General features: G+C 71.2%; 14 protein-coding genes. 7 read left to right on the top strand and 7 right to left on the bottom strand.

The window, feature by feature from the left end; translation table 11 throughout:
- Positions 1 to 105: 105 nt before the first annotated feature.
- The 4 genes from EIZ44_RS27010 (at position 106) to ctaD (ending at position 3,387) form a co-directional block, all read left to right on the top strand.
- On the top strand, positions 106 to 870 hold the full coding sequence (locus EIZ44_RS27010) for an acetate uptake transporter family protein (protein WP_205670122.1): 765 nt from the start codon (positions 106 to 108) through the stop codon (positions 868 to 870).
- A gap of 24 nt (positions 871 to 894) precedes the next feature.
- Positions 895 to 1,320, top strand: a complete 426-nt coding sequence (locus EIZ44_RS27005; protein WP_051172342.1) for an SPW repeat domain-containing protein — start codon at positions 895 to 897, stop codon at positions 1,318 to 1,320.
- A gap of 5 nt (positions 1,321 to 1,325) precedes the next feature.
- On the top strand, positions 1,326 to 1,577 hold the full coding sequence (locus EIZ44_RS27000; protein ID WP_037819525.1) for a hypothetical protein: 252 nt from the start codon (positions 1,326 to 1,328) through the stop codon (positions 1,575 to 1,577).
- Between the two features lie 103 nt (positions 1,578 to 1,680).
- Complete coding sequence (ctaD, locus tag EIZ44_RS26995) at positions 1,681 to 3,387, top strand: aa3-type cytochrome oxidase subunit I (RefSeq protein ID WP_043833386.1); 1,707 nt, start codon at positions 1,681 to 1,683, stop codon at positions 3,385 to 3,387.
- Between the two features lie 83 nt (positions 3,388 to 3,470).
- Here the strand turns inward: ctaD and EIZ44_RS26990 are convergent, their stop codons facing one another.
- The 3 genes from EIZ44_RS26990 to EIZ44_RS26980 all read right to left on the bottom strand — a co-directional run bounded on the left by EIZ44_RS26990 (position 3,471) and on the right by EIZ44_RS26980 (position 5,684).
- Positions 3,471 to 3,836 (bottom strand): RNA-binding S4 domain-containing protein, encoded by a 366-nt coding sequence (locus EIZ44_RS26990; protein WP_199818137.1) that lies wholly within the window; start codon positions 3,834 to 3,836, stop codon positions 3,471 to 3,473.
- 7 nt (positions 3,837 to 3,843) lie between these two features.
- The gene (locus EIZ44_RS26985; RefSeq protein WP_037819528.1) at positions 3,844 to 4,773 is read right to left on the bottom strand and encodes a hypothetical protein; all 930 of its coding nucleotides are present in this window, start codon (positions 4,771 to 4,773) and stop codon (positions 3,844 to 3,846) included.
- Between the two features lie 83 nt (positions 4,774 to 4,856).
- Positions 4,857 to 5,684 (bottom strand): MerR family transcriptional regulator, encoded by an 828-nt coding sequence (locus EIZ44_RS26980; RefSeq protein WP_037819529.1) that lies wholly within the window; start codon positions 5,682 to 5,684, stop codon positions 4,857 to 4,859.
- Positions 5,685 to 5,953: 269 nt separating this feature from the next.
- On the opposite strand from EIZ44_RS26980, the gene EIZ44_RS26975 reads away from it, so the two are divergent.
- The 3 genes from EIZ44_RS26975 (at position 5,954) to EIZ44_RS26965 (ending at position 8,117) form a co-directional block, all read left to right on the top strand.
- Complete coding sequence (locus tag EIZ44_RS26975; protein WP_134731953.1) at positions 5,954 to 6,646, top strand: helix-turn-helix transcriptional regulator; 693 nt, start codon at positions 5,954 to 5,956, stop codon at positions 6,644 to 6,646.
- Positions 6,647 to 6,710: 64 nt separating this feature from the next.
- On the top strand, positions 6,711 to 7,295 hold the full coding sequence (locus EIZ44_RS26970) for a nuclear transport factor 2-like protein (protein ID WP_134731951.1): 585 nt from the start codon (positions 6,711 to 6,713) through the stop codon (positions 7,293 to 7,295).
- Between the two features lie 66 nt (positions 7,296 to 7,361).
- Positions 7,362 to 8,117, top strand: a complete 756-nt coding sequence (locus EIZ44_RS26965) for an alpha/beta fold hydrolase (protein WP_240691430.1) — start codon at positions 7,362 to 7,364, stop codon at positions 8,115 to 8,117.
- An 8-nt stretch (positions 8,118 to 8,125) separates the two neighbouring features.
- On the opposite strand, the gene mftD is transcribed toward EIZ44_RS26965, so the two are convergent.
- Genes mftD through mftE form a run of 4 tightly spaced genes read right to left on the bottom strand, consistent with a single transcriptional unit; the run spans position 8,126 to position 12,193 of the window.
- Positions 8,126 to 9,298, bottom strand: a complete 1,173-nt coding sequence (gene mftD / locus EIZ44_RS26960; RefSeq protein WP_037819533.1) for a pre-mycofactocin synthase MftD — start codon at positions 9,296 to 9,298, stop codon at positions 8,126 to 8,128.
- Entirely contained in the window at positions 9,295 to 10,722 is a 1,428-nt protein-coding gene (mftF, locus tag EIZ44_RS26955; protein ID WP_134731949.1) for a mycofactocin biosynthesis glycosyltransferase MftF, read from the bottom strand. Before mftF ends, mftD begins: the two co-directional genes overlap by 4 nt.
- Positions 10,719 to 11,507, bottom strand: coding sequence for a mycofactocin-coupled SDR family oxidoreductase (locus tag EIZ44_RS26950; protein WP_134731947.1), 789 nt, complete (start codon positions 11,505 to 11,507; stop codon positions 10,719 to 10,721). Before EIZ44_RS26950 ends, mftF begins: the two co-directional genes overlap by 4 nt.
- Positions 11,504 to 12,193 (bottom strand): mycofactocin biosynthesis peptidyl-dipeptidase MftE, encoded by a 690-nt coding sequence (gene mftE / locus EIZ44_RS26945; RefSeq protein WP_134731945.1) that lies wholly within the window; start codon positions 12,191 to 12,193, stop codon positions 11,504 to 11,506. The genes EIZ44_RS26950 and mftE overlap by 4 nt, the downstream gene beginning before the upstream one ends.
- Position 12,194 lies beyond the last annotated feature (1 nt).

Genomic DNA, 12,194 nt, shown 5'->3' with positions numbered 1-12,194 from the left:
CGGGCGCGAAATTCACCCGTTCGGCCTAGCGAATGCAGGGTTCCGCAGGTCGGCGGCGGGGTACGCGCGGCGGACAGGGGTGGTCGGCGCGGAAAGGAGCCGAGGATGACCCGGGAAATGAAGATGGCCGACCGCGCGATGCCGGCAGGCGGCGACGGCGCGGAGTATTCCTTCTGGCGCGAGCACACGCACATCAATCTCAGTCCGGTGGCCGCACCGTCGATCCTGGGACTCGCCGGGTTCGCGGTGTCCACGTTCATGGTGGCGGCCAACATGGCCGGCTGGTTCGGCGACAGCACGACGACGCCCCTGCTGCTCGCCCCCTTCGCGTTCGCCTTCGGCGGCGTCGCGCAGTTCCTCGCCGGGATGTGGTCCTACCGGGCCAGGGACGCGCTCGCCACGGTGATCCACGGGGCGTGGGGCGCGTTCTGGATCGGCTTCGGCGTCTACCAGCTGTTCGTCGGCCTCGGCGGGCTGCCGTCGACGGCGGCGAGCCCGGTCGCGGCGGCCGCGATCGGCTTCTGGTTCATCGGGCTCGCGGCGATCACCTGGACCGGCGCGCTCGCCGCGCTGGCGGAAAGCCTCGTGCTCTGCGCGCTGCTCGCGGTCCTCGCCGCCGCGTCGACGCTGCTGGCGATCGGCCTGATCGGCGACGTCGGCGTCGTGCGCACCATCGCCGCCTACTTCCTGCTCGTGTCCGCGGTGCTGGCCTGGTACGCGTGCAGCGCGATGGTCCTCGAAGCGGCGCACCACCGGGTGGTCCTGCCGATGGGCCTGCGCGTCCCGCGCTCCGCCCGGACCACGACGGTGCCGTTGCACCAGGCGATCCAGTTCGATCACGGCGAACCGGGAATCAAGGCCGGGCAGTAGCCCCGGCGAGGAGGTGACCACCGGATGAAGATGAGCATGGCGCTCACCGCGTTCACGCCGCGGGACCGGAAGCTGCGGGAAAGCAGGCTGCCGCTGACCGCCGAGTTCCTGGCCGGGGCGTGGCTGGTGTTCGCGGCGTTCGCGTACAGCTACTCGTTCACGCTGTCCGCGACGGCCGGGTTCTGGAACAGCCTCGCGTGCGGGATCGCCGTGGCGGCGGTCGCGCTGGTCCGGTTCGGCCTGCCGGAACGCGCGCGCTGGCTGGGACTGGTCAACGTCGCGATCGGGTTCTGGCTCATCGCCGCGCCGTTCGCGTTCGGCTACCCGGTCGACGGGCACCGCGACGCGATCCGCACGAATTCGCTGATCGTCGGCGTGCTGCTGGCGATCTTCTCGGTGATCTCGGTGACTGTCGCCTATCGCAGGCACAGCGGCGAGTTCCGGGAGTGAGGAGGGTGTACTGGCCGGTGCTGGCGGTGCTCGCGATCGGCGTGCTCGCTTTGGGCAGCGCGGGATTGCGTGCGCGCAAGGCGACGCCGCCGGCCCGGAAAGAGGCGCTCGTCGGGGCCTGGCTGGTGGCCGCGTCGGGCGTGGTGTGGTGGGCGTCCGCGCCCGCCGCCGGAGCGGTGCTGCTGGTGGTCGGCGCGGCCGTCGTGTTCGGTGCGGCGCTGACGAACGGGCAGTTGCCGTATCACCGGGACAGCTGACACAAGCCGGGGTTTGCCGCGGGTCCCGGCCGGTTACCCGCCCCGGGTGAGGCCGGGCGGCCGCGGGCTGCCCGGCGATCGTCGGGTGCGCGGGAGGTCGGTCATGACACAGCTGAAGCCCCGGCCAGTGGTGATCGCCGCCGCGCCGCGCCGGGGCAAGAAGGGCTCGGTGCTGCTGGGCATCCTGCGCACCACCGACCACAAGCAGATCGGGCTGCTCTACCTCGGCACGTCGTTCGCGTTCTTCCTGGTCGGCGGCGCGATGGCGCTGCTGATGCGCGGCGAACTGGCCCAGCCGGGACTGCAATTCCTGTCGCAGGAGCAGTACAACCAGCTGTTCACCATGCACGGCACGATCATGCTGCTGCTGTACGCGACGCCGAATGTGTTCGGTTTCGCCAATTTCGTGCTGCCGCTGCAGATCGGCTCTCCGGATGTCGCGTTTCCGCGATTGAACGCGTTTTCCTACTGGTTGTACCTTTTCGGCGGATTGATCGTCCTGAGCGCGTTCCTCACGCCGGCCGGGGCTCCGGACTTCGGCTGGACCGCTTACACGCCGCTGTCCGACGCCGTCCACAGTCCCGGTGTCGGCGGCGACCTGTGGATCATGGGCCTGATCGTGTCCGGTCTGGGCACCATTCTCGGCGCGGTCAACATGACCACCACGATCCTGTGCCTGCGGGCTCCGGGAATGACGATGTTCCGGATGCCGCTTTTCACCTGGAACATTTTCTTCACCGCGATTCTCGTGCTGATCGCGTTCCCGATCCTCACCGCCGCGCTGTTCGCGCTGGAGGCGGACCGAAGGCTCGGCGCGCACGTTTTCGACCCGGCGAACGGCGGGGCGATCCTCTGGCAGCACCTGTTCTGGTTCTTCGGCCATCCCGAGGTGTACATCGTCGCGCTGCCGTATTTCGGGATCGTCACCGAGATCATCCCGGTGTTCAGCCGGAAACCGCTCTACGGCTACCGGCTGATGGTGTTCGCGACGGTCGGCATCACCGGGCTTTCCGCGACGGTGTGGGCGCACCACATGTTCGCCACCGGCGCGGTGCTGCTGCCGTTCTTCTCGATCATGACCTTCCTGATCGCGGTGCCGACCGGGCTGAAGTTCTTCAACTGGATCGGCACGATGTGGAAGGGGACGCTGTCGTTCGAATCGCCGATGCTGTGGTCGGTCGGATTCCTCGTCACGTTCCTGCTCGGCGGCCTGACCGGGGTGCTGCTGGCCGCGCCCGCGCTGGACTTCCACATCACCGACACCTATTTCGTCGTCGCGCACTTCCACTACGTGCTGTTCGGCACGATCGTGTTCGCCACGTTCGCCGGGATCTACTTCTGGTTCCCGAAGATGACCGGACGGATGCTCGACGAATCGCTCGCCAAATGGCACTTCTGGACCACGTTCATCGGCTTCCACACGACGTTCCTGGTGCAGCACTGGCTCGGCGCGGAAGGAATGCCGCGACGGTACGCGGACTACCTCCGCAGCGACGGGTTCACCGTGCTGAACACCATTTCGACGATCGGCGCGTTCATTTTGGGCGCTTCGGTGCTGCCGTTCATCTGGAACGTGGTGAAGAGCTACCGCTACGGCGAGAAGGTCAACGTGGACGACCCGTGGGGCTTCGGCAATTCCCTGGAATGGGCCACGTCGAGCCCGCCGCCGCGGCACAATTTCACCGAACTGCCGCGGATCCGCTCCGAACGGCCCGCTTTCGAACTGCACTATCCCGACATGGTCGAGCGGATGCGGGAGGAGCAGCACATCCATTGGGGCAAGCGCGCGAAGGCGGAATCGGACGCCTGATCAGGCCAGCCACATCAGCGGACGCCCGGATCTCGGACGCGCACAAGGTACGCACCTGAGCCCGGCCGAGAGCCCTTGCGCGATCAGCCCTGCTGGCGGCGGAACTCGTCCAGCACCCGGCGCTCCCGCTTCGTCGGACGGCCCGCGCCGCGCTCGCGGCGGGCGACCGGGATCGCGGCCTCCGGCGGCGGCTTCGGGGTGCGGTCGATGAGACAGGTGGCCGCGACGGCCGCGCCGACCCGTTTCTGGATCACCTGCACGACCTCGACCACGCGGGTCGTCGTCCCGATCCGGGCACGGACCTCGTCGCCGGGCACGACCGTGGTCGCGGGTTTCGCCGGGCGGTCGTTCACGCGCACGTGCCCGCCGCGGCAGGCGGCCGCGGCGTCGGCGCGCGTCTTGGTCAGCCGGACCGCCCAGAGCCAGCGGTCGATCCGCGTCGATTCCATGGGTCCATCATGGCGGGTCCCACTGCCAGCGCAGGCCGAGGATCCCCGGAGTGACCTCGGCCGACACGACGTGCGCGGGAAGGCCTTCGGTGATCGGCAGTTCGGCGACGGTCGTCTCCGGCCCGGCGGGGGAGTCGAGGCGGTAGGCGTGGCAGGCCCGCGGCTCGAAGCCGGGCGCGAAGTGCAGTTCGAGCAGGTGCTCGTGCACGGCGTTGCGGAACCGGCGTTCGTAGGACCAGTCCGGGCGGTCGTCGGTGAACTCGAACTCGTACTCGGCGATCGCGGTTTCGCCCCGGTCCAGCCCTCGGCCGAGGACGAGTTCGCACACGGTGAACCCTTCTTCGGCGAGGGTTTCCGTGCGCCCGGGCGAGCAGTAGCGGGTGCGCACCAGCCGCGGCGGGCAGCCGGGGCCGACGCCGTGCGCGGTGACCAGCCGGATGTGCGTGTCGTCCTCGGTCGCGCGGACGACCTCGCGCACTTCCAGCCGGTGCAGCCGCCGGTCCGGGCCCACGTGCACGGCCTCGTGGAGGCTGACGACCACCAGCGACGTCCGGTACGCCGTCTCGAACGAGTTCAGCACTCGCAGGACGGCGTTCCGGCGTCCCCACAGCCGTTCCCAGCGCACGACCGGGACCGGCGGCGGTTCCGGGTCGCGTTCGATCAGCCCGGTCAGCGAGCCAGGCGGCAGGTCGAGCACGCCCTCGAGAATCCGCACGGCGACGCGCGAACGGGCGCGGGCAGGCACGGTGCGGCCGGTCCGCCAATAGCTGAGTGTCGTGGTGCTGACCGCCGCGCCCGCCGCGGCGAGCCGGTCGCGCAGCCGGTCGAGACCGAGCCCGCTGCGGTCGATGGCCAGGGTCAGGGCACGGCTGAACGGCCCGTCCGCCAGCGCGTCGGCGAGCCGGTCCGGCTGGGTGCCGGGACCTGTCGAGAACACCTGCGTCCTCCTCGGGTCGTCCCCACCCATTCGCGTCCGGAACGAGCGGCGGCGCAACCCGTCGAAGGTCGGGTCTTGGCCGGTCAGCGCGGTTCCTCGACGAACGGCTCGCACAGTTCGACGACCCATTCGCTCTCGTCGCCGGAAGTGTGGAGGTAGACCTCGCAGGGGAAGCCGTGCGCGCGGAACCCGTGCTCGTCGGTCCACCGGGCGAGCCGCTGGTAGCCGGCGAGGAATCCGCTCGCCGGCCCTCGGTGGACCAGCGTCGCGGCGCGGGCGGCGGGCAGTTCGGCCGCCTCGAGGCCGTTCGGCCGGGCGACGGCCCCGGACACCGGGAGCGCCGCGTGCACGACGACGGGATCGTCTTCGCCGGCGGGCTTTTCGTAGTAGCAGGTCAACGGTCCGGCCGGGGCGGCGTCGGATCCTTCGAGGCGGCGGCCGAGTTCCGCGCACAGCGGGCGCAGGACCGGGCTGATCGCTTCGGGAGAGAAGCTTTCGACGGTCGCGGTGAGCCGCACGACGCGCGCGGCGGGGAGGTCTTTGACGATGATTTCGGTGTCCGGCATGGCGTGCTCGCTTTCCAGCGTGCGGAGTCTCGCCTCGACCTCGGCCAGCCGGAGCCGGTCGGCGGCGACGCGTTCGGCCAGCTCGGCCCGGCGCAGGGCCAGCATGCCGCGGACCTGGTCGAGCGGGATCTGCTCGTCCAGCAGCGCGGCGACCTCGCCGAGCCCGAAGCCGAGCTCCTTGAGCGCGACGATCCGGTTCAGCGCGGCCAGCTGCCCGGCGGTGTAGCGCCGGTAGCCGGTGCACGGGTCGACCTCGGCGGGCCGGAGCAGGCCGAGCGCGTCGTAGTGCCGCAGCATGCGAACCGAAACCCGGCCGTGGCGGGCGAATTCTCCGATGGTGAACATGACCTCCCCAGCACACGCTCTGACACGGTGTGAGAGTCAAGTGTCCCCGCCGGACCGGGAACGGGCCGGCCCCCTGCGCCGACCCGCCCCGGCGGCCCCCTCGTCCCCCGACGAACGAGGGGACCTCGCCGGTCCGCCGCCCTCCACAGGACGGACCGGCGCCGGTCGCGGCTCCCGCGAACGGAACAGCGCAGGTCCGCCTTCGTGACGGCAGTCGCCCGCAAAGCCACCCGATCGGGTGAGGATCCGCAGGTCCGTAGGCTGGCCGGGTGAATCGCACGGACCGGCTGTACGCACTTGTCGAGGAGCTCCGGGCGGTCGCGCCGCGCACCCGGACCGCGGCGTGGCTGGCGTCCCGGTTCGAGGTCAGCGTGCGCACGGTCGAGCGCGACCTCGGCGCGTTGCGCGAGGCAGGCGTCCCGATCTGGACCGAAACCGGCCGGACCGGCGGCTACGGGCTCGACCGCGAACGGACCCTGCCGCCGCTCACGCTCACGCCGGAGGAAGCCATCGCGATCACCGTCGCGCTGCGTTCGGCCGCCGGTTCGCCCTTCGCGGGCGCGGCGGAGTCGGCGGCGCGCAAGGTGCTCGCGCGGCTGCCGTCCGACGTCCGCGACGCGGAACAGCACCTCGCCGCGCGGCTGCACCGGGTCGGCGAGCCCGAACCGCCCGCCGTCCACAGCGGACTGATCCTGACCGCTCTCGCCGCGCGGCGCGTCCTCCGGCTGTCGTATGTGGACGCCCAAGGCCAGGAGACCGAACGCGACGTCGAGCCGCTGGGCCTGCTGTGGGGCCCGGCGGGCTGGTACGTGCTCGGCTGGTGCCGCCTGCGCGACGCGGTCCGCGGCTTCCTGCTGGACCGGATCCGCGCCCTCGCACTGACCGGCGACCGCGTCGAGGGCCGCGAGGTCGACCTCGACGCCGAACTCGCGCGGATCTCCGCCCGCCCGCTCGGCGAGTGACCTGCGCCACGCGGCGGGGAAACACCGACAGGACGGTGTCGCCGGCGGACGCGATCGTTCTCGCATGGCAAACGACCTGACCCCCGAAGAAATCCCCGCCCTCTGGTGCCGCATGTGGAACGAGGACGCCTCGCTCGCGCACCGGCTGCTCACCGCCGACGGCCGCCAGTGGTCCGGCACCAAACCCGGCCTCGACCCGCTGGTCGGCCCGGCGGACGCCGAGGCGTTCATCGCGAAGTACCAGCGCGACGTCGGAAACGTGTTCGTCCCGCGCACTTTCGTCGTCGACGGCACCGAACGGCTCGCCTTCACCTGGGACGTCACCCGGCGCGACGGCGTGGTCATCACCGGAGCCGACCTGTGCGTGCTCACCGATGGAAAGGTCTCGCGGAACTGGACGATCCCGTCGCCGGACGGCCGGTCGGAGCTGCCGGACGGGCCGGGCGAAGGCGATCTGGACCGCGAGGAATTGCGGGTGCTCGCCAAGGACGCGCACCCGTGGCACGGCGAACTGGTGCTCGACCCGGAGCGGCAGACCATCGCCGGGACCTGGTCGGACGGCTCGCGCGGCGGGATCGCGGTGCTGGTCGCGGTCGACGGCCGGGTGGACCGGGAATGGGTGGTGCCGGGGACGCGCCCGCTGCCGTGAACGAGTCGCTGGTCCGCCGCGTCAGCAGTGCGTGCGGACCAGCGGGCTCGTGCCATAGTGGACCCCGTGATCGAACTGCCCGTCCATCGGTTCCGTGCGCGCGACGGGCTCGAACTGGCTTACCGCGAACTCGGCGAAGGCACGCCGGTCGTGTTGCTGCACGGATTCACCTCGTCCGGCGAAGCGTGGCTGCGCAGCGGGCTGGCCGAGCAACTCGCCGAACGCGGGTTCCGCGTGCTGCTGCCGGATTTCCGCGGGCACGGCGCGAGCCCGCAGCCCGACGATCCGGCCTGCTACCCGCCGGACGTGCTCGTCGACGACGGGCTCGCGTTCGCCGAGCAGCTCGGCCTGACCGAATACGCCCTCGGCGGGTACTCGCTCGGCGCGCGGGTCGCGCTCCGCATGGTCGTGCGGGGAGCGCGGCCGTCTCGGATACTCCTTGGCGGGCAAGGACTTGCCGCCATGCAGCGGGGCGGCGGAGGCGGTCCGCTGCACCGGGTGCTCACCGCGTTGGCCGAGGGCCGGACGGTGGACCCGGCCGACGCCCAGACGGCGCATTGGATCGGCCGTCTCGGCGCCGACCCGCGGGCGCTGCTGCTCGTTCTCCATTCGGTCGTGCCGATGCGCGAACTCGCCGCGCTGAACATCCCGGCGCTGGTCGTGGTCGGCAGCGAGGACGAGGGGCACGCTGACGGCGAGCCGCTCGCCCGGCTGCTGACCGCGGAGTTCGCCGCGGTTCCCGGCAATCACTACGTGGCGTCGGCTGCGCCGGAGTTCACCGCCGCGGCGGTCCGGTTCTTCGCGGACGAAAGTCCACAGTAGACGGACGGTCAGGCTCCGATCCGGCGCTCGAATCCCGCCGGCACGATCAGGTCATCGCGGCTCAGGTCGTGCACGCTGCGGTGCCCCAGCGCGAGCAGCGTCGAGTCGATGCCGTTGCGCAGGACGTCCAGCACGTTCTCCACCCCGGCCTGTCCGCCCGCGGCGAGGCCCCACAGGTACGCGCGCCCGATCAGCACCGCGCGGGCCCCGAGCGCGAGCGCCTTCACGACATCGCTGCCGCGCCGGATTCCGCCGTCCAGCAGCACTTCCACCTCGCTGCCGACTGCCTCCGCGACCGCGGGCAGCGCGCGGATCGTGGCGGGGGTGCCGTCGAGGTTGTTGCCGCCGTGGTTGGACACCGAGATCGCGCTGACCCCGGCGTCGACCGCGCGGCGGGCCTCGTCGACGCGGTACACGCCCTTGAGCAGGAACGGCCCGTCCCACTGCTTCCGCAGCCAGCTGACGTCTTCCCAGGTCGGCGGCGCGGTCTGCATCCACTGGCCGTACGCGCCGAAGAACGTGGGAATCGGCGTGCCGGGCTCGGCCATGTTCGGGACGCTGAGGTCGGGCAGTTTCTTGGTGCGGGCGTAGGTCAGCAGCCAGCGCGGATGCATCATGCCCTCGGGCGCGAAGCGGATCAGTTCGCGCAGCGTCATCTTTTCCGGGATGTGCGGGCTGCCCCAGTCGCGGCTGTGCGAGAAAGACCAGTCGAGCGTGAGGATGATCCCGACCGCGCCCGCCGACCGGGCCCGGTCGAGCCGCCGCAGGATGTCGTCGCGGCTGCCGGTCCAGTAGACCTGGAAGTAGGTGTTCGGGTTGACGGCCACTACTTCCTCGACGGGCTTGCTCGCGAACGACGACAGCCCCATCGACGTCCCGCGCGCCGCGGCTGCGCGAGCCACCGCGACCTCGCCGTCGGGGTGCACGGCCTGGACGCCGGTCGGCGAGATCAGCACCGGCAGCGCGACGTCGCGGCCGAGGACGTTCGTGCTCAGATCGCGTTCGCCGGGCAGCCCGGCGGTGCGCGGGGCGAAGCGCAGTTCGTCGTACGCGGCGAGATTGTCCTGCAGCGTCAGCCCTTTTTCCGAACCGGCGATCAGTGCCGAGTAGACGGACGCGGGCAGGCGCTTCTTCGCCCGCCGCTGTGCTTCGGCGACGGATTCGAACCAGGTGGTGCTCATCGTTTTCCCTTCGGGTCGACGCGCAGAGGGCGCCAGGTGACGCGCGGCCGCAGCGGGACCGCGGTGCGGTGGTTGAGGCAGCCCGCCCACACCCCGGCGCCGTACGCGAGGTCGTCGGCGATCGCGCCGGTGGTGTAGCGGAGAGGGTCGAGACTGGGGCGGTGCCGGAGCCAGGAGGTCAGCGGCGGTCCGGCGAGCAGGGACGCGACCGCGGCCCGGCGTCCCCAGCGTTTCCGCCCGCCGGGCAGCAGGAGCGCGGCGAGCAGGGGAGCGGCGAATTGCGTGCTGTAGCGGCCGAATCCGAGCCAGGTTTGGCCGACGGCGGTGGCCATCGTCTGGGCGACGCCGTGGGTGGGCACGTCGGTTTTGCGCAGTACGCGGGTCATGGTCAGTACCGCGCCCGCGAACGCGGCGGCGGCCGGAAGCGGACGGCGGGCGAGGAGAGCGGCGACGGTCAGCGTCGGCCAGGGATGCAGGACGAGCGGAGCCATCGCGGCCGGGCGGCGGAGGGCCAGGGGTGCAGCGGAAGTCCCGTAGCTGGCGCGGCGGCTGAGCAACGTGCGCCAAGTTGTCGGTTCGTGGTGGTCGATGTGCGCGGACGGGTCGTAGCGGATCCGGAAACCGGCGTCGTGGAGTCGCCAGCCGAGGTCGACGTCCTCGCCGACGCGCATTGCCGGGTCGAAGACCGCGCCGTCGCGGGCGACGGATTCCAGTGCTGTTCGGCGGACTAGGAGTGCCGCAGTGGGCACATAGGACAGTCGGGTGCCGGGTGCGACGCGGGCGGCGGCGGTGCCGAGGTCGAGGCTGCTGGCGGCGCGGGTGTAGCGGCCCGCCCAGGTATCGGGGGCCAGGGGACGGACGCGGGGTGCGACGGCGGCGACGAGCGGGTCGGCGAAATGCCCGGCCAGCCGGTCGATCCAGTCCGGCGACGGGACGCAATCGCTGTCCAGGAAAGCGATCAGGTCGGTGGAAACGTGCTCCAGCGCGGTGTTTCGGGCCGCGCCCGGGCCGCCGTTGACGTCTCGGCGGACGAGTTTCGCGCCGTGTGCGGAGGCTGCGGCGGCGATGGCTGCGGGGTCGGCGGATCCGTCGTCGACGACCAGCGCGGGGTATCGGCCGTCGAGTGCGGCGAGGCAGCGGCCGAGCAGTTCGGCGCGGTCGCGGACTGGGATGACGACGGTTGTGTCGGCGGTTTTGGCTGGTGGCAACGGGTGTGCGAAACCGGCGTCGGTGAGCAGCCGGGCGAGGACGCCTTCTGCCGAGGTTTCGACCGGGTTGTCCGCCAGGCGTTCCCACGCCGTCCGCCCGGCTTTCGTGAGGCGCAGTACGCGGGCGGGGGAGCCGCCGAAGAGGAGGCCATCGGAGAGTTGTTTGACGCTCGGGTCCACGGCGAGGCGGAATCCGGCGGGCAGTGGGGTGGTCACAGCGCCAGCCCTCCGTCCACCGGGATGACCGCGCCGGTCGTCGCGCTGCTTTCCGGGCTGGCGAGGAACGCCAGGACGGCGGCGACCTCGGCGGGATCGAGCAATCGCTGCACAGGTTGTTGCGCGGCAAAGCTTTGTGCCGACGGAAGGTCGTACAGGCGGGCGCTCTCGGCGAGGATCGGCGTGTCGGTCGAGCCGGGGCTGACCGCGTTCGCGGTGACGCCGGAGTCGCCCAATTCCGTGCCCAGCGCGCGAATCAACCCGGCGACTCCGGCTTTCGCGGCGCAGTACGCGGCGAGCATCGGCAACCCGCGTGTGGCGGCGGCGGACGCGACAGCCAGGAACCGTCCGGAGCGGGGTTTCGGACGGCGCAGCAACGCGGGAATCGCGACGTGCGCGAGGTTGAGGACACCGCGGAGGTTGACGTCGAGGACCGCTTCTTCCTGCTCCGGCGGCATTTCCCACAGCGGTACTCCGCCCGCGATCACCCCGGCGGCCGCGATGACCGCGTCGAGGCCGCCCCAGCGTTGTTCCGCTTCTGCGACCGCTGCGGCCAGTTGGGCGCGGTCGCGGACGTCTGCGCGGAATTCCTCGGCGATGCCGCCGGCTTCGCGGATTGTCTCGACCACTGTGGACAGTTCTTCACCGGTTCCCATGGGATAGGGGAGAGCTGGGTCGTTTTCGGCGATGTCGACCGCGAGCACGGCCCAGCCTTGCGCAGCCAGCTTTATCGCAGTGGCTTCGCCGATCCCGCGCGCGGCACCGGTTACGAGGGCGGCTTTCATGGCGTGCCTACCGAAGTCCAGTCGCGCACGTGCGCTCGCAACTGCGCCGTCAGGTCGTCGAGGATATCCCGTCCTTCGTCTGCCGTCGCGCCGGTGGGATCGCCGAGGATTCCGGTGTCAGTCACCGCTTTGACACCGCCTTTGCGTAGTGCGGGGAGCAACTGGCTCAGTGGACGGTCGTCTCCCGGCACGGCTTTGTCCATCTGCACCTTGTCCGGCCGAAGGTTCAGCTGCAGAGCGGTTTCCGGCCGTCCGGCGTGCGGATCTCCTTGCCAGCGCGGCTCGAACACCGAGACGTCCCGCGATTCGGCCCGCAAAGTCGCGACCGCGCGGGTCACCGAAGCGGCGTTTCCGCCGTGCGCGGACACGAAAAGCAGCCGCCGGAAGGTTTCGGAGGCCGACCGGCCCAGTTCCACGAGCAGGAGTTCCGTGGCCGCCTGGCCGATCGACAGCGTCCCGGCGAAGCCCGCGTGTTCTCCGCTCGACCCGTACGGCACGGCCGGTGCGACCAGCACGTCCGGTCGCTCCGCGGCGAGCCGGTCGCACAACGCCGTCGCGATGTCGGTGTCCGTGCTCAACGGCAGGTGCGGGCCGTGCTGCTCGGTGGCCCCGAGCGGCACGGCGAGGATCGCGCCGGACGCCGCGTGTTCCGCGACGTCCGGCGACGACAGATCGGCCAGGCGCATT

It is taken from the genome of Amycolatopsis nivea (genome assembly GCF_004522235.1).
GTDB classification, from domain to species: Bacteria; Actinomycetota; Actinomycetes; order Mycobacteriales; family Pseudonocardiaceae; genus Amycolatopsis; species Amycolatopsis nivea.
This window is presented reverse-complemented; position numbering and strand designations above follow the sequence as displayed.

Bases quoted from the DNA above. Each gene is read 5' to 3' on its own strand.
- EIZ44_RS27010 (WP_205670122.1), top strand. From the start codon at position 106: ATGACCCGGGAAATGAAGATGGCCGACCGCGCGATGCCGGCAGGCGGC.
- EIZ44_RS27005 (WP_051172342.1), top strand. From the start codon at position 895: ATGAAGATGAGCATGGCGCTCACCGCGTTCACGCCGCGGGACCGGAAG.
- ctaD (WP_043833386.1), top strand. From the start codon at position 1,681: ATGACACAGCTGAAGCCCCGGCCAGTGGTGATCGCCGCCGCGCCGCGC.
- EIZ44_RS26990 (WP_199818137.1), bottom strand. From the start codon at position 3,836: ATGGAATCGACGCGGATCGACCGCTGGCTCTGGGCGGTCCGGCTGACC.
- EIZ44_RS26980 (WP_037819529.1), bottom strand. From the start codon at position 5,684: ATGTTCACCATCGGAGAATTCGCCCGCCACGGCCGGGTTTCGGTTCGC.
- EIZ44_RS26970 (WP_134731951.1), top strand. From the start codon at position 6,711: ATGGCAAACGACCTGACCCCCGAAGAAATCCCCGCCCTCTGGTGCCGC.
- mftD (WP_037819533.1), bottom strand. From the start codon at position 9,298: ATGAGCACCACCTGGTTCGAATCCGTCGCCGAAGCACAGCGGCGGGCG.
- EIZ44_RS26950 (WP_134731947.1), bottom strand. From the start codon at position 11,507: ATGAAAGCCGCCCTCGTAACCGGTGCCGCGCGCGGGATCGGCGAAGCC.
- mftE (WP_134731945.1), bottom strand. From the start codon at position 12,193: ATGCGCCTGGCCGATCTGTCGTCGCCGGACGTCGCGGAACACGCGGCG.